This window comes from Paenibacillus sp. GCM10023250 (assembly GCF_042653205.1).
In the GTDB taxonomy this organism is placed as follows: domain Bacteria; phylum Bacillota; class Bacilli; order Paenibacillales; family Paenibacillaceae; genus Paenibacillus_Z.
Map to the genome: position 1 here is coordinate 98,994 of NZ_JBHSHY010000015.1, position 23,149 is coordinate 122,142.

Below are 23,149 nucleotides of genomic sequence, written 5' to 3' on the forward strand. Positions count from 1 at the left end.
CATACAGGGCGTAAAAAAACGGCCTAAGCCGTCAGAAGCGATCCGTCAGCGCGGAGATAGGGCGCGCGCGAACAATTTCGCGCCGTTGTCGACGAAATCGGCGATCGGAAGCCCTGCCAGCAAATTGGAGCCGCCAGGCACCCGGCTGAGAAACGCGCCGTGGTGAAGCCACAGGTAGGAAGCCGCGTTCGTGGCGGGATCGACATCCGCCAGCTTGCCCTTCTCCTTCATCGCCGCCAAATAACCGGTCAGCATCTCCTGTAGCGCGAGGGGGTGCTTGCGGATCCGTTCGGCAAGGCTCGGGATCGACCGGCTCTCCGACTGGAAGATGAGCAGGATGCGGCTGTTGCGCTCCATCAGCTCGTGATACGTCGCGCCGATCAGGCGCAGGTCCTGTTCAAGCTCCCAGACGATCCGTTCGGCGAACAGCTTGCGGAATTCCACCGTGTAGTAATACCGGTCCACGGCTTCCTCCAGCATGTTCAGCTTGCTGCCGAACTGGCGGAACAGCGTCATTTCGCTGACGCCGGCTGCGGTCGCGATGTCCTTCGTCGACGCGCCCTTATAGCCGCGTTCGGCCATCAAGTCGACGGCGGCGTTCATGAGGCGCTCCCGGGTACCCGATATGTCGCGGGCGTCGTTCTCTGTCACTGTCGTTCCGCCTTTCTGCATGAATGTTAGTGCTAACTAACAATCTCGGATGAGGTTATCATAGCCGACGGCCGAGCGGTCTGTCAATGGCCGCCGGCGGCCGGCCGCGCATCAAAAACAGCTCCCGGGAATCTCTCGGGAGCTGCATCGCCTAACGGTATTCGGTGTGCGCGAACGCATGCGGTACCGCGCGAACGTACTCGCAATCGCATGCGGTGCTGCGCGAACGTACTCGATATATGCGCGATCCAATCGGACCGCCGCGCGAGCGGAACCGCCCGCCTTACGGCTTGGCCGGCAGTCCGTTCGCCTGGCGCACGAGCGCGAAGTACTGGTCGGCGCGCACGGCGGAGAAGCTGCCGCTATCGAGCGAGCCGTTCAGCGCGACGACGTCGGACGGCGTCATGCTCCAGGCCAGCAGGCCGAGGGAGACGAACAGCGGCGACTTGCCGTCCCAGTTCGCTTTCGCTTCGTCCAGAATTCGCTTGCCGTCCTGAACGGTGCTGATGCCCTGAATAATCGATACCGGCGTCTTGCCGCCTTCGATCGAGACGCCGAAGCGGTCTTCCCAGCTGAGGAACAGACCCGGTACGTGGTACTCGTTCGCGTAAGCGTTCAGCTTCGTTTCGCTCAGCGGCACGTTCTGACCGTCGACGCGGTTCAGCACGTACGGAATCGTCATGCCGGTCTTCTTCAGGTAGACGTTCGTCTGCTTCAGATACGGCGCGAACGTGTTGTCCGGCCAAGCGTTCGGATAGAAGTACCCGGCGCCGGACGGTCCGGCGACCAGCTGGTCGTTCGGCGTCGCCGTGCTCAGGTAGTAATCGAGCATCGCCGGCGCGCCGTCGTACAGCAGCGGGCTGGACGTCCAGTTGATCGGCACCTTGCCGCGGTTCGGATCGTCCCACAGGACGCGCAGCCGGTGCTCGTTGTACTGGAAGTTGTCGCCTTCGCTGAACGTGTAGGAGACGTAAATTTTATTTTCCAGCTTCGGCGTCTTCGCCGGAGCGGGGAGCTTCGCCTTCAGTTGCGTGCCCGAGAAGACGGACATGTTGCTGAACCAGTCCGCCGCCAGCACGTAGACGCTGTGGTTGGACGTGATTTCAACGGAGTTGAACTCGCCCTGGACGTCGTTGCTGAACCAGCCCAGGTACGGCGTGCCCGGCTTGACGTCGGAGAGGATCTTCTCGAACAGGTCGCGCTGCTCCGGCACGTTGGCGTCGAGCCAGAACACCATCGCCTTGTTGGCGACCGCGTAATCGCGCAGGTAGCCGTACGGCTCCTTCTGCTCCGAGGAGAGCGGCTGCTCGTTACCCGCGGATACCTTGTACTGATTCCACATGTCGACGGAAGCGGTCAGCTGCTTCGCGCCGGCTGGAACCGGGAACTTGTAGACGAAGTAACGGCCGTTGTCGGCGAAGCGGTGGCCGCCGCTGCCCGTGGAAACCTGCGAGCTCTGCGCGTCGTAGAGGAATGGCTCCTCCTCCGGCGTGCCCGGCACGAAGCGGGCGATCTCCTTGCCGTCCGCCTTGACGGTCACTTCATGCACGGCGGAGCCCCAGCCGTCTTGGGTGAAGGCGTCGTCGAACCGGAGGAAGACGGCGTCCTTGCCGAGGTACGGCGTCAGGTCAAGGTCGTAGACCTTGCGGTTCTTCGCGTCGCGCTCCTGCGTCGTGTCTTGCGCGATCGTCTTGAAGGAGGCGGGGAAGCCGTCCGGAATGCGGATGGACGTGTCCGGGCTGAGTCCGACCAGCATCCGGTGCGTCGTCTGGCTCCACAGATTGTCGTACTGCCACGTATAGGCGTCGAGCCGGTCCTTGAACTTGCCGCGCAGGTCGTCGAGCACCTTCAGGCCGTACGGCGCGGCGGCGAGCTTCTCCGCCAGTTCGGGACTGGCGACGACGGCGTCCTTCAGGCCGGCTAACGTCGTGGCGACGTTGATGGAATCCGGTACGTTCGGATCGTAGACGATGACGCCCTTGATCTCGTTCTTGAACGTCTTTACGATATCCCAATAGTTGTCGCGGACTTTATACGGCACGTCCAGGTCGTTCAGCCACGTGAACTTGCCTTCTTCCTTGCTTTCGAGCACGTACAGGCGGGGCTCCTTGCGGTTCACGATCCCCTCCAGCGTCGTCAGCATGATTTTGGCATCGCCCGGCAGATCGTAAATGTCGGCGACTTCGAGCTGCTTGACCTTGGCGAAGCTCGGAAGCGCCTGATCGGCCGGCCAGGAAATGCCGCTTCCGCCTTTCTGTGCCGTTGGAACGGCGGGGGATTCCGCCGAGGCGCCGACCGTGAAGGTCAGCGTGCACGCCAGCGCGAGTCCCGCGGTCGCAATTTTTCGCATCATGAATTGGAACACCTCATCCTCGTCGAATTGGTTGAACTTTGCATCATGCCCTGCCTCGTATTGCAAGCCGGAGGGCTTCGTCCGTCAGCCCCGTTTGCCGGCTCCTCCTGCTCCTTCACCTCCGGAAGACACTTCGCTTGAGCCCAAGATGGTTTTACGTGTTGAATCAATTTATATTTAATATATTATATATGTATTTACAATACTTTCGACAAAAGTTCTTACAAATTCCTCTCATAGCCTGAGTACGCTTGGGTCGAAAGGTGTAGAAGGATCCTGTAAAAAAGGCGAGTGGGCGCAAAGAATCACTCTTGCGCACCTGCAAGCAAAAATATATTATATATACTAATATGATACCGAAGATTGGTGATATGGAATGAGTACAGCCGACCGAGTGCCGTTATACCAGAAAATCCAGGATTACATCCGCGACTTGATCGAGTCGGCGGGGCTGAAGGAAGGCGACCGCATTCCGACGGAGAAAGAACTGATGGAACGCTTCAACGTCAGCAAGATTACGGTTGTGAACGCGCTGTCGGGACTTGCGAACGAGAAGGTCATTTCGCGCGTGCCGGGCCGCGGCAGCTTCGTCAGCGGCAAGGTCAAGGACGCCGCGGGAGACGCGCACGGGACATCCGCGGCGTTCGGCCACGGCGCGCTCGACAGGGGGGAGACGGGCAAGCGTCAAGGCGTCATTGGCCTCGTCATGCCGTCGATTTACGACTTTTTCGCCATCCGTCTCGTCGAAGGCATTCGCAAAACGCTGGAGGAGCGGGGGTTCCGTTGCGTCATTCTCCTCTCCGGCGGCGAGCTGCGGCAAGAGATCGAGGCGATCAAGACGCTCAAGGACATCGGGGTGGAGGGACTGCTGATCTTCCCGGTGGACGAAGAGCGTTATAACGACGAGATTCTCGCGATGAAATTTTCCGGCTTCCCGTTCGTCCTGATCGACCGCTTCCTGCCCGGCGTGGAGACGAACTACATCGCCTCGGACGGCCGGATGGGCGCGGGGCTCGCCGTGGACCATCTGTGGGAGCTCGGCCACCGCGAGATCGCGATCTGCTCCGATTCCCCGCTGCAGACGATCACGGTGCAGGAACGGATCGAAGGCTACATGAACGCGCTGAAGAACAAAGGGGCGCTGATCAATCCCGCCCACATGATCACGGATTTCAGCATGGACGCCGGGGACGGGACCGAGAGCCATCCGCTGTACCGCTACATCCGCAACCGCATGGCGACGGCGTACATCACGCTGAACGGCAAGCTCGGCGTGGAAATCTACCGGATGGCGCGCCAGGCCGGCCTGAGCGTGCCGGGCGATGTGTCCATCGTCAGCTTCGACGACCCGACCTCGGTGGTGGAGGACTTCAGCCTCTTCACGCACGTCAAGCAGTTCGAGCAGGACATGGGCTGCCGCGCGGCGGAGATGCTGCTGCAAATCATCGAACGGGGCAGCGGCCGGGGCTTCAAATACATGAAGACGCTCATCGAACCCGAGCTGGTCGTGCGCCAAACGTCCGGCCCGCCCCGTCAGGCGTAAATCGCCGCTCCATCTTGCCGCCAACCGGCTTCCGGCTTCCCCGGAAGCCGGTTTTTTTGCGTTTCGTGCTGTGGTCCTCGGCCGTCTGACGCGTTTTCCGATGGCACTAACAAAAATTACCGCTGGGAAATTAATAAAAACATATTGAATATATATAATATTTAATATATATTATAGGTGAGATGAGGAAGGATATGGATGCCGCGCTCGGCGGGCATCGGGCAAGACGAGGTTATTTAGTTGAAAGGGGACAAAGACATGACTGGATCCTTGCTTTGGAAACGCATTTGGCGGCACAAGCTCTTCTATCTGTTCATGCTGCCGGGTATCGTCTGGTTTTTCCTGTTTTCTTACGTGCCGCTGTACGGCATACAAGTCGCGTTCCGGGATTTCCAGTTTTCCGGCGGTTTTACCGGAAGCCCGTGGGCGGGCTTGAAATACTTCCACCAATTCTTCGACTACTACCAATCGAACAGGCTGATCCGCAACACGATTCTCATCAGCGCGATGAAGCTGTGCATCGGCTTCGTGATGCCGATCATCCTCGCGATTCTGCTGAACGAGGTTCGCAACATTAAGTTCAAGAAAACTGTGCAAACGCTTTCGTACCTGCCGTATTTCGTCTCCTGGGTCGTCGTCGTGACGCTGATCCAGCGGCTGTTCGCCCAATACGGCGGCCCGGTCAACAACGCGCTCGAGGCGCTCGGCTTGGTGCACGACCCGATTCAATTCATGAACAACACGAACTGGTTCTACCAAATGATCCTCGGCTCCGACGTCTGGAAGAACATCGGCTGGAACTCCATCATCTACATCGCGGCGATCGCGGGCATCGACCCGCAGCTGTACGAAGCCGCGAAGATCGACGGCGCCGGCCGCTTCAAGCAGATCTGGCACATCACCATGCCGGGCATCCGCAACATCGCCGTCATTCTGTTCATTCTCGCCACCGGCAGCCTGATGAGCGCCGGCTACGAGCAGCTGCTCCTGCTGAACGGACCGGCGACCGCCGCGATCGGAAGCGTGCTCGACGTGCACGTCATCAACGCGGGCATCAGCGAAGGCCGGCTCAGCTACGCGGCCGCGGTCGGGCTGTTCCAAAGCGTCATCGCGCTCATCTTGATTTTGACGGTCAACAAGATTGCCCGCAAAGTGAGCGACGTATCCCTTTTCTAACGAGCAGGAAGGAGCGAACCGGACATGAAGAAACGGCATTTCTCGCCATTCGATCTTATCAACTACATTATTCTCGCCATTCTCGGATTTTCCATGGTGTATCCGTTCATTTACATCCTGGTCTACTCATTGAACGACGGGAAGGACTCCATGATGGGGGCGCTCTACTTCTTCCCCCGCAAATTCACGTTCGACAACTATGGACAGGTGTTCGATAACCCGAAAATTTGGGCCGCCTACAAAATCACCTTGGCCCGGACGCTGCTCGGGACGTTCCTCTCGGTGTTCCTGTGCACGCTGATGGCGTACGCGCTGTCGAAGAAATCGCTGCCCGGCCGGACGTTCTTCACGTTCTACATCTTCCTGCCGACGATCTTCAGCGCGGGCTTCATTCCGTACTTCATCACGCTGCAGAAGCTGCACCTCATCAATACGTTCTGGGTGTATGTCATTCCGTCGCTGTTCAGCTTCATGCACATCGTCATTATCCGGACGTTCCTGCAGGGCATCCCTGAGGAGCTCGAGGAATCGGCCCGCATCGACGGCTACGGCGACTTCCAAATCTTCGCCCGCATCATCCTGCCGCTCTCGGGGCCGGTGCTCGCGACGATCGGGCTCTTCGTCGGGGTCGCGCATTGGAACGACTGGTTCACCGGTGCCTACTACGTGTCGAACAAGGATCTCATTCCTGTACAGACGCTGCTGCAGCAAATGCTGACGGAAGCCGAAGCGCTGTCGAATTCGATGCAGCAAGCGGCCCAGAACGGCGGCCAGACGATCAACGTCAACGTGTCGGGCTCGACGCCGGAATCGCTGCGCATGGCGCTGCTCGTCATCGCGGTCTTCCCGATCCTCTGCGTGTATCCGTTCCTGCAGCGCTTCTTCGTCAAAGGCGCGATGATCGGTTCCGTCAAAGGCTGAGGCGTTCGAGAACGAAGCGGTTCCAGGCAAGGCGCACCATCGGATAAACGTTTCGCGAGAAACTTTATCATATATCATTCATCATTATAATTGGAGGGGTTCGCATGTGGAAAAAGAAGGGGACGGTCATGTCCTCGGCACTGGCATTGACGCTGCTCGGCAGCCTGCTGGCGGGCTGCGGCGGCAACGGCAACGGAGGCGATGCCGGCAATACGGGCAACGGCGGCGATGCGGCGGCGAACGGCGATAACGGCAACAAACCCGTCACGGTGAAAATCCTGCACAACTGGAACGGCTCTTCCGCGGGCGACGTCGACATGACGCCGATCGCCGAGAAGATCAAAGAAAAGACCGGGGTTACCGTGCAGTTCGACTATACGAAGGGCAGCGAGGTCGAGAAAGTCAATACGATCTTCGCGACCCAGGATCTGCCCGACATCTACACCGGCCCGGCATGGGGCGGCGAGCTGGACGGCATCGTGAAGGCCGCGAAGGAAGATCAGCTGGTCGACCTGGCGCCGTACCTGGACAAATACCCGAACCTCGCGAAAGAGATCGCCAAGGAGAACGTGCCGCCGGCCCTGTACGACAAAGCGATCGGCGCCTTCGGCGATAAAAAATATTTGCTCTACCAGAACCAGCCGGCAAGCGACCAGGATGCGCTCGATTGGCTGTACGGCTTCTACGTTCGCAAGGACATCGCCGCCAAGATCGGCGTCGATCCGCAGTCGGTGAAGACGAAGGACGATCTGTACAACTTCCTGAAGAAAATCAAGGACGCGAACCTGCAGGAAAGCGGCCTGCCGGTCATCCCGCTCGGCGGCTTCCACGCCGGCTGGGCCGTCACGATCGGCAGCTCGATGTTCTACGGATCGGATTACGCCGACAAAGGCGACGGCACGCTGGAGCATACGTTCATGACAAAGCAGTACGAGGATTACACGCTCTACTACCGCAAGCTGATCTCGGAAGGGCTGCTCGATCCCGAGGCGTTCACGCAGACCGACCCGATCGCGAACGAGAAAATCAAGCAGGGCCGCATCGCCGTGCTGGCCGCGCACTATCCGGCCATCCTCGACGCGTCCAAGGACTACGTGAAGGCGCATCCGGGCAGCGACTACGTGCCGGTCGGCCCGCTGGAGCGCGCCGGGGCCGAGGCTGACCGTCCGGCCGACCTCGCCATCCAAGGCAACAACGTCACGGTCATCACGAAGAAGAACAAGAACGTCGAAGCTTCGCTCAAACTGCTCGACTTCCTGGCTTCCGACGAAGGCTTCAAGCTTGTCCACTACGGCATCGAAGGCGTCGATTACGACATGGTCGACGGCAAGCCGGTCGCCAAGCAGGACGTGTTCGACAAGTTCTACGCCGACACGACGGGCAAAGTGAAGAAGAACGCAGGCTTCGGCATCGGCTTCGAGTCGATGACGGGTCTGGACCGCACCGTCACGCTCGGCGGCGACATCTGGGCCGACCAGGACCGCAAAGCGGCCATGGACAACGCGCGCAAAATCCTCCGCCCGAACGGCATCAGCGTCATCTCCGCTTACAACCCGGGCGACGTGCTGGCGAAATCGCCGCAATACGAAACGCTCAAGCCGGCGATGGACCAAATCAGCGACGTATGGCAGCAGGCGATCTTCACGAAGTCCGACGCCGCCGCGCTCAAGGTGCTGAACGAGCTGCGCGAACAAATGAACAAATCGGGTTACGCGGACGCAATGAAGTACGTCAACGAAAACTTGAAAGGCAAAGAAGTCGTCAAGCTGCAAATGGCGAACTAAGTACCGTATCGCAAACGGCCGGCCGTTCCCGAACGGCATCCCACATTCCATGAATCCCGGCCGGCGCTAGCCGGCCGGCTCTATTAAGGAGGCGTATTCGCCGTGAGCCGCAAAACGAAGGCAAATCCCGAATGGACCGGGTTTCAGGAATCCCGCCCGTACGGGCCGAACTATGATTTACGCACGGATTTCGTCATGGTGTACGGAATCGGCGACGATCTGCCGGAACGCATCGCAGGCTGGAAAAAAGCGGGCTATACGATTCACTTGATGACGGGCGTATCCTGGGGCCAATACCAGGATTACCTGTACAGCCGGTTCGACGGCCGGGACCATTGGGACGAGGCACAGAAGATTCGCGACGGTTCGCATATGCTGCACGGCAAGGACGTGCCGTACATGGTGCCGACGATCTCGTTCGCGGAATATTTGGCGACGCATATCAAGAAAGCGATCGATTGCGGGGTCGAGGCGATCCACATGGAGGAGCCGGAGTTCTGGGCGCAGTCCGGCTACGAGGACGCGTTCAAGCGCGAATGGCTCAACTACTACGGCGAGGACTGGATCCCGCCGCATAGCTCGCCGGACGCGCAGTACCGCGCGTCCAAGCTGAAGGCGGCGATGTATTACCGGGCGCTCGACCGGATCTGCAGCCAGATGAAGGAGTACGCGCTCGTCACCCACGGCCGGACCGCCCGGTTCTACGTGCCGACGCACAGCCTGATCAACTACACGCAGTGGCGGATCGTCAGCCCGGAGGCGCTGCTCGTCTCCATGCCGGCCTGCGACGGCTTCATCGCGCAGATCTGGACCGGCACGGCGCGGACGGCGAACGTCTACCGCGGCGTGCGCCGGGAGCGCACGTTCGAGACGGCGTACCTGGAATACGGCGTCATGCAGGAGCTGACCCGCGGCACGGGCCGGGAGATGTGGTTCCTTCACGATCCGATCGAGGACAATCCCCGTTACACGTGGAGCGACTATAAGTTCAACTACCGGCAGACCGTCGTCGCCTCGCTGCTGCATCCCGGCGTGAGCCAGTACGAGGTCTGTCCGTGGCCGCGCCGCGTCTTCGAAGGGAAGTACCCGACCCCGGACGGCACGGATAAGGAAGGGATCCCGGGCGACTACGCGACGGTGCTGCTGACCGTCATGGGCGTGCTGCGGGACATGCACAACCACGAAGAGGAAACGGGCGCTGCCGAATATACGCGCGGCATCGGCCTGCTGCTGGCCAATTCTGCGATGTACCAGCGCGGCGACGTGCTCGGCGAAGGCAGCGAACGCGCGGCCTTCAAGTACGACGGCACCGGCGCGAATGGCGAGCTGACGGCGGAGCAGCGCGACCTGCTCGACTGGTCGGCGTTCTACGGCCTGGCGCTGCCGCTCGTGAAGCGGGGCATTCCGCTGCGGCCGGTGCAGCTGGACAATGTCCTGACATTCCCGGGTTACCTGGAAGGATACCGCGTGCTGCTGCTCAGCTACGAGTTTATGAAGCCGGAGCATCCCGGCATTCACCAGGCACTCGGACAATGGGTGCGCGAGGGCGGCGTGCTGATCTACGCCGGCGACGGCAGCGATCCGTTCCACGGCGTGCAGGAGTGGTGGAACCGCGGCGCGGGCAGCCGCACGTACGACCGGCCCGAGCAGCATCTGTTCGAATCGCTGGGCCTCGGCCGCAATCCGGAGGAAGGCGAGCATGCCGTCGGCGACGGCGCGGTGATCTTCGTGCGCGTCAACCCCGCGGCGCTCTCCAAGTCCGGCAAAGGCGCGGAGCTCGTGGCGAACACCGTCCGCAAGGCGCTTGCCCTCCGGGGCGAGGCGAAGGACTACTTCGAAAGCGGCGTGCTCCGCACTCAGCGCGGACCGTACGTGGCCGCGCAGGCGATGGACGAGACGGAAGCGGACGGCGGACTGACGCTCCGCGGCCGGTTCGTCGATCTGTTCGAGGCGGAGCTGCCGGTCCTCGAACGGGTTGAGCTGCGGCCGGGCGAGAACTGCCTGCTGTACGACCTCGAATGGGACGGGGACGCCGCGGCAGCCGGCGAGCCGGCCATCCTGATCAGCGCGTCCCGCATCCGGGACGAGCGGCGCGAGCCGGGGCGCTTCGCCTTCGTCTCGGAGTCGCCGGCGAACATGACCGTCAGCACGCGCATCCGCTGCGGCGCGGCGCCGTCGCGCGTCACGGCGGACGGCGCGGACGCCGAGTTCGCGCACGATCCGGCGTCGGGCACGCTGCTCGTCCGCCATCCGGGACGGCCGGAAGGCGCGGCGATCGCGATCGAATGGTAGACCGCGGGATCGAACCGCGGCTCTAATAGCACGAGGAGAAGCGGCCGGGGAACCGGCTGCTTCTTCGGCGTTTCGCCCCGCGTAATCGGTCCCGCGAGCGAGACGATGCGGAGGAGCCCGGGCGTGCGCGCTGGCTGGCTGCCGAATGTTCCGGCTCGGCCCGACGCGGCGGCTTTTAAACCAAGACAGAAACGGGCATAGTGGTAACAATGCGTGCCATCGATGCGCGCCTCGCTGCGAGCGGCTATCGGATCAGCGGGGCGCGCGGCATCCAGCAGCGCCACGAGAAGCAGATTGCGATCGACCTGAGCTCCCGGCACTTATCCCGGCCGGCACGCAGACAACTAGCTTCGCTCGGGCAGGAAGCCTCGGCTGCTTGCCGTTGGAGGAATGCGCGGACTAGCCGCGGACGATCGAGGCGTGAGAGTGATACGAAGGGGACGGACAACCCGCCGATGGCGGGGCGTCCGTTTTTTGTTGCGTTCATAGGCGATTGCATACCAGGCGCTGAAATCGTGGAGCGTGGGAAATTCTGGTGGTTACATGGCGGATACCTGAGCACTTTAATGTGCCTTCTTCCCAACTCCGGCAAAATGCATGATAATAAAAAAGTCTTAAAATTAAACCAACACGAAAGGATGTAAACAAATAATGGCAACTGTACTTTACATTACCGCACACCCGCATGATCACAGCGTTTCCGCTTCTATGGCCGTAGGCAAAGCGTTCATCGAGGCTTACCGCGAAGCGCATCCGTCCGACGAAGTGCTTCACCTCGACCTGTTCCAAGCGGACATCCCGCAAATCGACGCCGACGTCTTCGCAGGCTGGGGCAAGCTGCAATCCGGCACGGCATTCGATCAGCTGTCCGACGCCGAGAAAGCGAAAGTCGCCCGCCTGGGCCAGCTCGTCGACCAATTCGTCGCTGCTGACAAATACGTATTCGTCTCGCCAATGTGGAACTTCTCGTTCCCTCCGGTGCTGAAAGCTTACGTCGACTCCGTCGCCGTAGCCGGCAAAACGTTCAAATACACGTCCGAAGGTCCGGTCGGCCTGCTGACCGACAAAAAAGGCCTGCACATCCAAGCAAGCGGTGGCGTATACTCCGAAGGTCCTGCTGCCGGCATGGAGAGCGGCTTCAGCTACCTGAAGAAAATCTCGGCGTTCTTCGGCATTCCTTCCTTCGAGCCGCTGTTCGTCGAAGGCATGGCGCTTGCGAACGCCGAAGAGTCCAAAGCGAAAGCCATTGCCAAAGCGCAAGAGCTTGCAAAATCGTTCTAATCCATCCCAATCTTCAGTCCGGAATCAATCCGGCCATCCATGTGGGGCAAGAGAGACGCGTTCTCTCTTGCCCTTTTTGTCGTGCGCGCCTTTCAAGCTTGTAAGGTTGCTGAAAGCCGAATCAATAGGTGAATCGAAGGGGAGCGGCTACACTCGTAAAGGAAAACGAAGCAGGCTTCACGACATCGATTCAAAGCGAGGAGAGATCATGATGAACGATAAAATCGCGCTGGGCGTCCTGTTCGGCGGCGCGTCGACGGAATATTCGGTATCGCTGTCGTCGGCGGCCGCCGTCATCCGGGGGCTGGACCGTTCCAAATACGACTTGATTCTGATCGGCATTACGCGGGACGGCCGCTGGCTGCGCTACTTCGGCGGCGAAGACGACATCCGGGACGACCGCTGGGCGGCGCATCCCGGATGCGCGCCGGCCTTCCTGTCGCCGGACCGGTCGCGGCAGGGCCTATTCGAGCTGGCCGGGACGGAATACCGCTTCACGCCGCTCGACGCGGTCTTCCCCGTGCTGCACGGCCGGAACGGGGAAGACGGGACGCTGCAGGGGCTGCTCGAGCTCGCGGACCTGCCGTTCGTGGGCTGTGGCTCGCTGTCGTCCGCTGTCTGCATGGACAAGGCGGTCGCGAAGACGCTCGTCGAAGCGGCCGGCGTTCGCGTCCCGCCCGCGGTGACGCTGACCGCCGCGCAGTGGGCGGCTGGCGACCGCGGCGGGCTGGAAAGGCTCGCCTATCCGGTCTACGTCAAGCCCGCCAGATCCGGCTCGTCGATCGGCATCACCAAAGCGCACGGCCCGGCGGAGCTGGAAGCCGGCATCGCCGAGGCGCTGCGCCACGACGACAAGCTCGTCGTGGAGACGCATGTCGACGGCGTCGAGATCGGCTGCGCGGTGCTCGGCGGGACGGAGTTCTTCGCGGGCGAGCTCGACGAGATCGAGCTTGCGGGCGGCTTCTTTGACCACGACGAGAAATACTCGCTGCGCACGTCGGCCATCCATCTGCCGGCGCGCATCGGGGAGGCCAAGACGGCAGAGGCCCGCGAGACGGCGCTGCGCATCTACCGGGCGCTCGGCTGCAGCGGTTACGCGCGCGTCGATCTGTTCCTCGCGTCGGACGGCACGCTCTACTTCAACGAAGTGAACACGATTCCCGGCTTCACGCCCGCGAGCCGTTATCCGAACATGATGCGGGCCGCCGGGCTCGACTTCCCGGATCTGCTCGACCGGCTCGTCGCGGAGGCGCTGCGCGGCCGCCCAGCCGTCCAAGCCCGCCTTACGGCGCTGTAAGGAAGCTGAAAGGCGAACCGATAGGAACTTCGGCACGGCCCGCATACACTTAGCTTAAGACAACCAACCGGAAGCGAGGAGAAGTCGCATATGATCCCGAGAACGAGAGAACCTATAGAAAAACAAGCCTGGTCGCTCCGCGGCGGCGCCCCGCTCGCTGGCGCGTACCGGACGGTCTACCTGGGCGAGGAGCGGGTCGGCAGCGGCAAGCTGGTGCTGGTCAACGCCGCGCATCCCGTGCGGACGTTCGAGACGCGGCTCGCGCCGGTGGCCGGCAGCCTGCTGCGGGAAGCGGGGAGCCAAGAGCCCGACGCCGCGCTGGACGAAGCCTGCCTCGCGCAGCTGACGGCGCTGCTGGACGGCAGCGGCGGCCGGGATCGGATCGCCGTCGTCAGCGGCTACCGCTCGAAGGAGAAGCAGCGGGCGATCTACATGGACACGCTGCAAGAGCGCGGCCCGGCCTATACCGAGCGCTACGTCGCGCTGCCCGGCGCGAGCGAGCACCAGACCGGGCTGGCCGTCGACGTCGGTCTCGCGGACGGCGGGCTCGATTACATCGCGCCGTCGTTCTCGGAGGACGCGGACGAGGTTGCGTCGTTCAAGCGGCTGGCGCCGGCGTACGGCTTCGTCCAACGGTACGCGGAAGACAAGACGGCGCTGACGGGCATTGCCTGCGAGCCGTGGCATTATCGCTACGTCGGCCGCCCGCATGCGGCCGTCATGACGCGCGAGAATCTGTGCCTCGAGGAATATACCGCGTTCATGAAGTCCTACGCGTTCGGTCGCAAGCATTTGATCGTCGAGGACGCCGGCTGGCTGATCGAATCGTATTACGTGCCGGCCTCGAACGGCCTGTCGTCCGTCCCGGTACCCGCCGCCGGCGCGGCGGATTGGGACATATCCGGCAATAATGAGGACGGCTTCATCGTGACGGCCTTCTACGGCAAGGGGGCGAAGCGCCATGGCCGCTGAGCGCAGCTTCGGCCGCGTCGACCTCGTCAAGCTCATCGCCGCCGTATTCGTCATCGCCAACCATACGGGACCGCTCACCTCGTGGAACCGGGAAGCCGACTACGCCCTGACGGGCATCATATCGCATCTGACCGTGCCGTTCTTCTTCATGGCCTCCGGTTTCTTCTTCTTCCGCCCCGCGAAGGACGGGACGCGGAACAAGCCGCCGGTCAAGCGGTTCCTATGGCGGGTCGGCGGTCTGTACGCGCTCGGCCTGCTGCTTTACTTGCCGGTGAATCTGTATACCGGGCACTTCGGACCGGGCATGACGTTCGGCTTGCTGCTGCGGGACCTTTTCTTCGGCGGTACGTTTTATCACCTCTGGTACTTGCCCGCGCTCTTGCTCGGCACCGCGATCGTGCATGCGCTGCGGCTTCGGCTGCGGGACCGCACGATCCTGCTGCTGGCGGGCGCCTTGTACGCCGTCGGCTTGTTCGGCGACAGCTACTACGGCTTGTCCGCGAAGGCCGGCGCGCTGTCGGGGTTCTACGCGCAGCTGTTCGACATCTTCGGCCAGACGCGCAACGGCCTGTTCTTCGCTCCGTTGTTCATCGCGCTCGGCGCGTACGCCGGCAACCGGGCGGGCGACGGCGGCGGCAGCCGTTCCGCGCGCTGGTACGGCGGCCTGTTCGCGGCATCGGTCGCGCTGCTGCTGATCGAAGGCACCGTGCTGCACAAGCTGAGGCTGCCGCTGCACGAGGATATGTATATCGCGCTCGTGCCGGCCGATTACGCGCTGTTCCGCCTGCTGACACTGCGCGGCAGCCGTTCGCGCCGCCGGCTTCGCTACATGAGCACCGCGGCGTACCTGCTCCATCCGCTCGTCATCATTGCGGTCCGCGGCGCCGCCAAGCTCGCCGGCGCGCAAACGGTCGTGGTCGGCAACAGCTTTGTATTCTTCGCCGCCGTGACCGTGCTGACGTTGCTGATCGCCGCCGCGCTTGCTATACTCGCGTTACCACAAGCTTCGCCGAAGCCCGGCGGGCAGCGGGCGTGGGTGGAGATCGATCTGGCGCGTCTGGACCATAACGCGCGGGTGCTGCGGGAGGCGCTCCCGGACGGGACGAGCCTCATGGCGGTCGTGAAGGCCAACGCATACGGACACGGCGCGGTCAGCGTCGCCAAGCGGCTGTACCGCGGGGGCGTCCGCCAATTCGCGGTCGCGGAGATCGGCGAGGCGGTCGAACTGCGGAAGGCCGGCGTGAAGGGCGACATTCTCGTGCTCGGCTACACGCCGACCGAGCGGCTGCCGGAGCTGATCCGCTGGAAGCTGACGCAGACGGTCATTCATGCCGACGACGCGCGGCGGCTGCAGGCGCACGGCGGCCGGTTCAAGGTGCATGTCAAAATCGACACCGGGATGAACCGGCTCGGCGAGCAGAGCGACCGCGACGACGAGATCCTCTCGATGTACCGGCACGACCGGCTGGAGGTGACGGGGACGTACAGCCACTTCGCCGAAGCCGACAGCCTCGATCCGTCCGATGTCGCGTTCAGCCGCCTGCAGATCGACCGCTTCCGCCGGGCCGTCGCCCTCGTCTGGGGGGCGGGCCTCGATCCGGGCCGGCTGCACCTGCAGAGCAGCTACGGCATCCTGAATTTCCCCGACCTCGAGATGGACCTGGCGCGTCCAGGCATCGCGCTCTACGGACTGCTGTCGTCGGAGAACGACGCAACCCGGACCAAGCTCGACCTGCGGCCCGTGCTTGCGCTCAAGGCGAGCGTCTCGCGGGTACATCCCGTCAAGGCGGGAGAGTCGGTCGGTTACGGCCGGAGCTTCACGGCGGAATCCGACACGATGATCGCGACGGTCGCGATCGGCTACGCGGACGGCATTCCGCGCGAGCTGTCCGAACGGGGCGGCAGCGTGCTGATCCGAGGGCGGCGGGCGCCCATCGTCGGCCGCATCTGCATGGATCAGCTGACCGTCGACGTGAGCGGCATTCCGGGCGTCCGCCAGGGCGATACGGCGACGATCATCGGGGAGGACGGCGAGGGGCGGATCACCGCGGGCGAGATGGCGGCGCGGACCGGCACGATCACGAACGAGATCGTCTGCGCGCTCGGCATGCGGGCGGCCAAACGGTTCGTTCCCGAAGCCGGCCGCCGTCCCGCGCGGAAGGCGCTCGCCGGGCTGCACGCGCTGCGGTAACAAGGAGGGAGCAAGGAAACATGTACGACATCATGATCGTCGAGGATGACGACAAGATTGCCGCGATGCTGCAGGCCCATATCCGCAAATACGGCTACAACGGCATCATCGTCGACGATTTCGACGGGGTGCTGGACCGGTTCCGGGCGCTCGAGCCCCATATGGTGCTGCTCGACATCAATTTGCCCAGCTTCGACGGCTATTATTGGTGCCGCCAAATCCGGGCGGTATCCAGCTGTCCGATCATCGTCATCTCGGCCCGGAGCGGCAAGATGGACCAGCTGATGGCGCTCGAGAACGGCGCCGACGATTACATGACGAAGCCGTTTCATTATGAGATCGTCATGGCGAAGATCCGCAACCAGCTCCGGCGGGCATACGGCGACTTGGCCGCCAAGGAGCGGGTCGTCAGCCATGCCGGCCTGCTGCTGTACCCAGAGCGGATGGAGCTTCACCTGAACGGCCGTTCCGTCGCCCTGAGCAAGAAGGAAACGGTGCTGATCGAGACGCTGCTCGAGCGCAGTCCCCGCGTCGTGAGCCGGGAGACGATTCTGGACAAGCTATGGGACGATGCGTTCGTGGACGACAATACGCTCAGCGTGAACATCACGCGCATCCGCAAGCGGCTGGCCGAGCTCGGCATCGAGCAGGCGCTGGAGACGGTCCGGGGGTCGGGCTACCGCTTGACCCCGGTATGGGCGGAAGAGGGTCCGCGATGAAGCTGTTCGCGCGCGAGCATTTGCCGCTCTTGTTCTGGTCGGCGCTCCAGTGGGCCGTCGTGGTGCTCGTCTACCGGTTAGATGGCTTCACGCGGCTGTCGACGGCGTTCTATGCGGTGTTTCTGAGCGCGGTGCTGCTCAGCTGCTACTTGCTCATCCGCTACTTCACGCATCGCGGCTTCTACGCCCGGCTGACGGACCGGCTCGGCTCGCTCGGCCAATCCGTCGTCCGCCGGGAGACGGCGCCCCTGCCTTCGGCGCTCGGCCGTCTGCTGGATGCCCAGTACAGCCACTACCGGAACGAAATCCAAGCCTGGGAGCGCAAGCAGCGGGAGCATCTGACCTTCGTCAACCAATGGGCGCACCAGATGAAGACGCCGCTCTCCGTGATCGAGATGATCACGCAGAACGAAGAGGACGAGCGCCTGCGAAGCATTTCGGAGGAAGGCGACCGGATGCGGCACGGCATCGAAATGATGCTGTATTCGGCGCGCCTCGAGACGTTCGAGCAGGATTTCGGCGTGGAGACGGTGTCCCTGCGGCAGACGGCGAAAGAGGCCGTGCACGAATACAAGCGCCTGTTCATCCGCAGCCACGTCTATCCCGAGGTGAACGTCGACGAACGCTTCGCCGTGCAAACCGACGCCAAATGGCTTCGGTTCATTGTGCTGCAGCTGTTATCCAACGCCATCAAATATTCGTCGGGCAGCGGCCGGACCGTCACCGTGTCGGCGTTCGAGCGGGACGGCGCGCCGGTGCTCGAGATCCGCGACCGCGGCGTCGGCATACCGAAGGCCGACCTCAAACGGGTGTTCCAGCCGTTCTACACCGGCGAGAACGGCCGGACGTTCAAGGAATCGACGGGCATGGGCCTGTATTTGGCGAGCGAAGTCGCCAAGAAGCTGGAGCTGCGGCTCGAGCTGGAATCGGAGGTCGGCGCCGGCACCGCGGTGCGCATCTTGTTCGGCAGCCGGCTTACAACGCTGTAAGCTTGCTGAAAGGATGATCAATAGGATCGCGGCGCTCCAGTGGGTACACTGGGAGCATCGAAGAATCAAGGGGGATTAGTGATGGATATGCTTACCGTTCGCAATCTCGGCAAAATCTACACGGGTGCCGTCTCGTACGAGGCGCTGACGGATATCGACCTGACGGTGGCCGAGGGCGAATTCCTCGGCATCATGGGCCCGTCCGGCAGCGGGAAAACGACGCTGCTCAACCTGGTGTCGACGATCGACAAGCCGACGTCGGGCGAAGTTAGGATCGCCGGCCAGGACCCGTACCGGCTCACGTACGACCAGCTGGCGCTGTTCCGGCGCCGGGAGCTCGGCTTCGTCTTTCAAGCCTACAATCTGCTGCAGACGCTGACCGTCAAAGAAAACATTCTGCTGCCGCTCGTACTCGACGGCGTGCCGCTCGAAGAGATGAACCGGCGCGCCGAGGAAATCGCGGAGAAGCTCGGCATCGCGACTATCCTGGGCAAGCGCACGTATGAAATCTCCGGCGGGCAGGCCCAGCGGACGGCGATTGCGCGGGCGCTCGTTCACCGGCCCAAGCTGGTGCTTGCGGACGAGCCGACGGGCAACCTGGATTCGCGGGCCGCGCGCGACGTCATGGAGATTCTGGAGAAGCGCAACGAAGCGGACCGCACGACCATGCTGCTCGTCACGCACGATCCCGCCGCGGCCAGCTACTGCCATCGCGTCGTCTTCATCAAGGACGGCCGCCTGTACAACGAGATTCACTGCGGGGACAGCCGCGCCGCGTTCTATCAGCGGATCATCGACCTGCTGTCGATGATGGGAGGGACAGAGCATGAATTTTCGCCGGTTCGCCATTCTTAACGTCCTGCGCAACAAGCGAATCTATATGGCGCATTTCCTCAGCAGCGCGTTCTCGGTCATGATCTTCTTCACCTACGCGCTGCTGTTGTTCCACCCCGACCTGAAAGGCGAGCTGGTCTCGTCGAGCGGCACGCTCAGCCGTCTCGGCACGATCGGCATGCAGGTGTCGGAGGTCATTATTTTCGTCTTCTCGTTCTTCTTCCTGCTCTATTCGGTCGGGGCGTTCCTGAAGCTGCGCAAGAAGGAATTCGGCATTCTCATCCTGCTCGGCATGTCGCGGCGGCAGCTGAACCGGATGCTCTTCGTCGAGAATGCCTGGATCGGCCTCGCCGCGCTCGCGTTCGGCATCGGCATCGGGCTGATCTTCGCCAAGCTGATCCTGCTCGCGAGCGCGCAGCTGCTGGCCATCGAGGACGGCCTGCGCTTCTATGTGCCGCTGAAAGCGGTCCTGCTGACGGTCGTCGCGTACGGGGTGCTGTTCCTTATGATCGCGTCGTTGACGTCCGTCATGGCCGGCAAGGAGCGGGTCGCGGAGCTGATCCTGGCCGAGGATAAGCCGAAGCCCGAGCCGGCGGCCTCGCCGTGGCTGTCGGCGCTCGCGGTGCTGCTGCTCGCCGCGGGGTACGGCGTCGTGCTTGATTTTGCGATCAACCGCCACTTCTCGTTCCAGCAGCTGCTCGCCGGCGTCGTGCTGTCGATCGCCGGCACGTACTTCCTGTTCACCCAGACGAGCGTGTACGCGCTTCGGGCGCTGCGGGGGAAGAAGCTGTTCTTCCGCCGGACGAACATGCTGACGCTGTCGGAATTGACGTACCGGATGCGGGACAACGCGGCGACGTTCTTCATCGTAGCGGTCGTCTCGGCGGTCGCGTTCACCGGCATCGGCACGACGCTGGCGCTCGGCGACCCGGGGCTCGCGGCGATGTACAATCCGTACGCGTACAGCTATACGGCCTATTCCGAGGATAACGCCAAGGAACCGGCCAAGGTCGCGGAGATCGGACAGACGCTGCGGAAGGCCGGCCATTCGTATACCGTGCATTCAGTATTGCCGCTCCAGACCGATACCTCGTATTCGCTGGTGAAATTAAGCGAATACAATCAGCTTGCCGCCGATCTCGGCTATCCGGCCGAAGCGCTGGGCGGCGATGGCGAAGCTTTCCTGACGCCGTCCTATTTGTGGCAGAAGGAAGACTGGGAGCAATCCGGCAATCCGGCGGGCGTCGACGAGAACGGGACCGGCGCGAATGCGGCTCCTGCCGAGCTGGCCGTTGGCAGCCTCAAGGCGGACGCGCAAATCGTCAGGTACGTGCCGCGCATCGTCCTGCCGGACATCGGCTATGCCGGCACGCTGGTCGTGACGGACGGCCTGTACGACCGCTTGCTGAAAGGCGTGACCGATAAGACGTCACTCTCCCGGACGTATCTCTTCGTCGTCCCGGACTGGCAGAAGACCGTCGCCCTGTCGAAGGGGCTCGTCGACCGGATCAACAACGACGGAAGCGGCAACGACTACTTGCGCTCGCTCGCGCTCGAGTGGGTCTCGTCCAAGCAGGAGAACGGCATGCTGTTCATCGTCAGCGGCCTCGTCGGCATCGTATTCTTCACGTTCGCGGCGAGCACGATCTATTTCCGGCTGTACGCGGACATGGACCGCAACGAGCGGCAGTACGGCATGATCGCCAAGGTCGGCTTGAGCGGCAAGGAGCTGAGCCGGATCGTGACGCGGCAGCTGTTCGTTATGTTCTTCGTGCCGCTGTTGATGGCGCTCGTGCACAGCTCGGTCGCGTTCTTCGCCTTGCAGCTGCTCGTCGATTATTCCGTCGTCGCGCACTCGCTCGCCATCTTCGCGTCGTTCGCGGCCATCCAGCTCGTCTATTTCCTGGTTGCCCGCTGGCGGGCGGTCGAGCATCTGCAGCGCAGGCTCGCCGAGCCCGGCTTGACGCGCTGAGCGCCGGCGTTTGCCGCGTCAGGCGCGGCTTCAATCGCATCCCCCGGTCCGTTTTGGCCGGGGGGTTTTGGCGTGTCCGGCCGCGCCGCGAGGACGGCTGGAGCGCGGCGCGTGGCGAGGTTGGCAGGCGCAGCGGCACCGCCGTGCTTTTTTCGGGCCGGTCGGCCGATCGTATGGTATGCTTAGAGGGTTGCATCGTTTGATTACATAAAATGTGAAACATGTCGGCGCTCGGCGCGTACATTTTTTTAACTTGCGTAACTTGGAGGTTAAGGACGATGGGATTGATGGATTGGCTGCGCGAAGGCATCACGGGACAGAAGATCTGCCCGATCGAGCATTTGGAAGCGTACAAACGATTGGGCGAGCAGGTATACGCGCTGCACGCCGAGCTGGCCGGCAGCGGCTCGCCGCGGGCGCAAGCGTACGTGCAGGCGGCGCGAAGCCTGCGGACGATGGCGGACGCGCTGATCGGGGACGCCTTGGACGGCGACGAGCCGAAGCCGGTGCCGATCGTCACGCACGATCAGGCGGACGCATGGTACGGCGCGCTCCCGGATATTATGGTCGCGGCACGGCAGGAAGCGGCTTTCGCTCATTCGGCGCGGACTCCGCTGCCGGTGACGCTCGGGGGGCAGATCGAAGGGCCGAAGCCTTGTCCGGAAGCGCATTTGGCCGGACTGCGGCGGGCCGCGGGCGACATGGAGGAGCTGCTGCGGCTTGACGTCGACCTCGCCCGGAACGAAGGCGAGCGCTTCAAGGAAGCGATCCTGCTGTTCGAGGAAGCGCGCACGCGCCGCCAGGCCGGCGATTCCATCGTCGGCACGATCTCGAACGGCCGCCGCGTATCGCCCGAATCGCACGAGGAGGCGGAGGAGCAGTACTGGATCGCGCTGTCCAACTTCATTCTGATCGCGCAAGGGCTGAAGGACCCCGAGCTGTTGAAGCGGCTTCCCGCCCGCGCGAACCGTTCTCATTCGGCGTTTAAGACGTGCAAGCTCGACTCGGATGATATTTGGAAGGTGACCTCGGAGCTCGCGATCCGCGACATCAACCGTTCCGGCGAACGCGCGCAGGCGATCGAGGACCTGACCGAGCATTGGGAGCTGTTCGTCGAGACGCCAGTCGAGCGGGAGTACGAGACGACGGTCGAGGAGCTGCTCGCGCAGGGCATGATCAAGGAGGATTCCTACTGGTACTGCTGTCCGTTCCCGTCGGTGTACCGGGTGAACGCGCCGTACGTCCGCGTGCTCGGCCATCAGATTCCGCGCGGCCACGTATTCGTGTTCGAGTACGGCGATGACGGCGAGCCGGGCCGGTTCATTACGCAGAAATCGTTCCAGCCGGCGGACGAGCGCAAATACTGCGAAGATTAATTCGGCGGAGGCGGCAGGATGGGATGGATCAAGCGGATCAAAGGCTGGCTGGCATCCGGTAATGGCGCCGGCGGCCGCGAGGAGCCGTCATTCGAGGCCTACATGGAAGCCGCGGGCGAGAAGCTGCGCGAATTCGCCGTCGCGGTCGGGAAGCTGGAATCCGGGCTGCTGACTGCGAAGGAGCGGCTGTCTGGGCTGGAACGGCAGGCCGACGGCTACCGCGCCGCGGCCGAGCAGGCGGCGGCGCGCGGCGATGAAACTGCCGCCCGGGCGACGCTGGAGCGCGAATTCGACTGCCGGCGGCAGGCGGCCTCGCAGGAGGAGGCCGTGTGCGGCATGGCGGACGACGTCGCACGGACGAAGGCCCGCTACGCCGCGTTCAAGCAAGCGGTGGAGGAAGCCGGAGCGAAGCACGACAAGCTAAGGCTGCGCACGCTCGCCGCGTCGGCGGAATGGGAGGCCGGCCGGGCAGCGGCGCCGGAAGGGCAGGAGGCACGGCTGCGCAGGCTGAACGACGAAGCGCTCGCCGCCGAGGCGTTGGCGGAGCTGCGGCAGGGCGAACGGGGCGACGTGATCGACGAGGAGATCGCGAGGCTCCTGCGGGAGCGGAAGCCGGGGCCGTAAACCGGCGCCGAAGCGCGGAGCGTAAAAAGAAGTCCGTCCGGGACGAACCGAGGCCACTGAAAAAGTCCAAAAGGGTACATTTTCCTTAATTTTAAGGGAGATGTACCTTTTTCTCTGTATACTTAAGGTATAACGGTGAAAGGGATGAAGCTTATGTTCCAGCCACAGATCTCA

General features: G+C 62.8%; 17 protein-coding genes. 15 read left to right on the top strand and 2 right to left on the bottom strand.

The genetic code is table 11. From position 1 onward, the window contains the following. Nucleotides 1-45 precede the first annotated feature (45 nt). Nucleotides 46-651, bottom strand: a complete 606-nt coding sequence (locus tag ACFPB1_RS14245; RefSeq protein ID WP_379226342.1) for a TetR/AcrR family transcriptional regulator — start codon at nucleotides 649-651, stop codon at nucleotides 46-48. A 283-nt stretch (nucleotides 652-934) separates the two neighbouring features. Beyond that, nucleotides 935-3,004, bottom strand: a complete 2,070-nt coding sequence (locus ACFPB1_RS14250) for a GxGYxYP domain-containing protein (RefSeq protein WP_379226344.1) — start codon at nucleotides 3,002-3,004, stop codon at nucleotides 935-937. Between the two features lie 376 nt (nucleotides 3,005-3,380). Between ACFPB1_RS14250 and ACFPB1_RS14255 the strand changes: the two genes are divergently transcribed. From ACFPB1_RS14255 to ACFPB1_RS14325, 15 genes are all read left to right on the top strand, one after another. Beyond that, complete coding sequence (locus tag ACFPB1_RS14255) at nucleotides 3,381-4,547, top strand: GntR family transcriptional regulator (RefSeq protein WP_379226346.1); 1,167 nt, start codon at nucleotides 3,381-3,383, stop codon at nucleotides 4,545-4,547. Nucleotides 4,548-4,805: 258 nt separating this feature from the next. Then, on the top strand, nucleotides 4,806-5,723 hold the full coding sequence (locus ACFPB1_RS14260) for an ABC transporter permease (RefSeq protein ID WP_379226348.1): 918 nt from the start codon (nucleotides 4,806-4,808) through the stop codon (nucleotides 5,721-5,723). 24 nt (nucleotides 5,724-5,747) lie between these two features. Then, nucleotides 5,748-6,644: a carbohydrate ABC transporter permease gene (locus ACFPB1_RS14265; protein WP_379226350.1), complete on the top strand. Its 897-nt coding sequence runs from the start codon at nucleotides 5,748-5,750 to the stop codon at nucleotides 6,642-6,644. A gap of 104 nt (nucleotides 6,645-6,748) precedes the next feature. Next, the gene (locus tag ACFPB1_RS14270; protein ID WP_379226352.1) at nucleotides 6,749-8,428 is read left to right on the top strand and encodes an ABC transporter substrate-binding protein; all 1,680 of its coding nucleotides are present in this window, start codon (nucleotides 6,749-6,751) and stop codon (nucleotides 8,426-8,428) included. A 102-nt stretch (nucleotides 8,429-8,530) separates the two neighbouring features. Then, entirely contained in the window at nucleotides 8,531-10,720 is a 2,190-nt protein-coding gene (locus ACFPB1_RS14275) for a hypothetical protein (protein WP_379226354.1), read from the top strand. A gap of 651 nt (nucleotides 10,721-11,371) precedes the next feature. Further along, on the top strand, nucleotides 11,372-12,001 hold the full coding sequence (locus ACFPB1_RS14280; protein WP_379226356.1) for an FMN-dependent NADH-azoreductase: 630 nt from the start codon (nucleotides 11,372-11,374) through the stop codon (nucleotides 11,999-12,001). Nucleotides 12,002-12,209: 208 nt separating this feature from the next. After that, complete coding sequence (locus tag ACFPB1_RS14285) at nucleotides 12,210-13,298, top strand: D-alanine--D-alanine ligase family protein (RefSeq protein WP_379226358.1); 1,089 nt, start codon at nucleotides 12,210-12,212, stop codon at nucleotides 13,296-13,298. Nucleotides 13,299-13,388: 90 nt separating this feature from the next. After that, nucleotides 13,389-14,270 (top strand): D-alanyl-D-alanine carboxypeptidase family protein, encoded by an 882-nt coding sequence (locus ACFPB1_RS14290; protein ID WP_379226360.1) that lies wholly within the window; start codon nucleotides 13,389-13,391, stop codon nucleotides 14,268-14,270. After that, nucleotides 14,260-16,461, top strand: coding sequence for a serine racemase VanT catalytic subunit (vanT, locus tag ACFPB1_RS14295; protein ID WP_379226362.1), 2,202 nt, complete (start codon nucleotides 14,260-14,262; stop codon nucleotides 16,459-16,461). Before ACFPB1_RS14290 ends, vanT begins: the two co-directional genes overlap by 11 nt. Before the next feature lie 20 nt (nucleotides 16,462-16,481). Continuing rightward, on the top strand, nucleotides 16,482-17,180 hold the full coding sequence (locus tag ACFPB1_RS14300) for a response regulator transcription factor (RefSeq protein WP_379226364.1): 699 nt from the start codon (nucleotides 16,482-16,484) through the stop codon (nucleotides 17,178-17,180). Further along, nucleotides 17,177-18,169 carry a sensor histidine kinase gene (locus ACFPB1_RS14305; RefSeq protein WP_379226366.1) on the top strand — a complete coding sequence of 331 codons (993 nt, stop codon included), beginning with the start codon at nucleotides 17,177-17,179 and terminating at the stop codon, nucleotides 18,167-18,169. The genes ACFPB1_RS14300 and ACFPB1_RS14305 overlap by 4 nt, the downstream gene beginning before the upstream one ends. 81 nt (nucleotides 18,170-18,250) lie before the next feature. Beyond that, on the top strand, nucleotides 18,251-19,024 hold the full coding sequence (locus ACFPB1_RS14310) for an ABC transporter ATP-binding protein (RefSeq protein ID WP_379226368.1): 774 nt from the start codon (nucleotides 18,251-18,253) through the stop codon (nucleotides 19,022-19,024). Continuing rightward, nucleotides 18,996-20,975: an FtsX-like permease family protein gene (locus ACFPB1_RS14315; protein WP_379226370.1), complete on the top strand. Its 1,980-nt coding sequence runs from the start codon at nucleotides 18,996-18,998 to the stop codon at nucleotides 20,973-20,975. Before ACFPB1_RS14310 ends, ACFPB1_RS14315 begins: the two co-directional genes overlap by 29 nt. Nucleotides 20,976-21,253: 278 nt before the next feature. Beyond that, nucleotides 21,254-22,351, top strand: coding sequence for a hypothetical protein (locus ACFPB1_RS14320; RefSeq protein ID WP_379226372.1), 1,098 nt, complete (start codon nucleotides 21,254-21,256; stop codon nucleotides 22,349-22,351). A gap of 18 nt (nucleotides 22,352-22,369) precedes the next feature. Next, nucleotides 22,370-22,975 (top strand): hypothetical protein, encoded by a 606-nt coding sequence (locus tag ACFPB1_RS14325; protein WP_379226374.1) that lies wholly within the window; start codon nucleotides 22,370-22,372, stop codon nucleotides 22,973-22,975. Nucleotides 22,976-23,149: the final 174 nt, after the last annotated feature.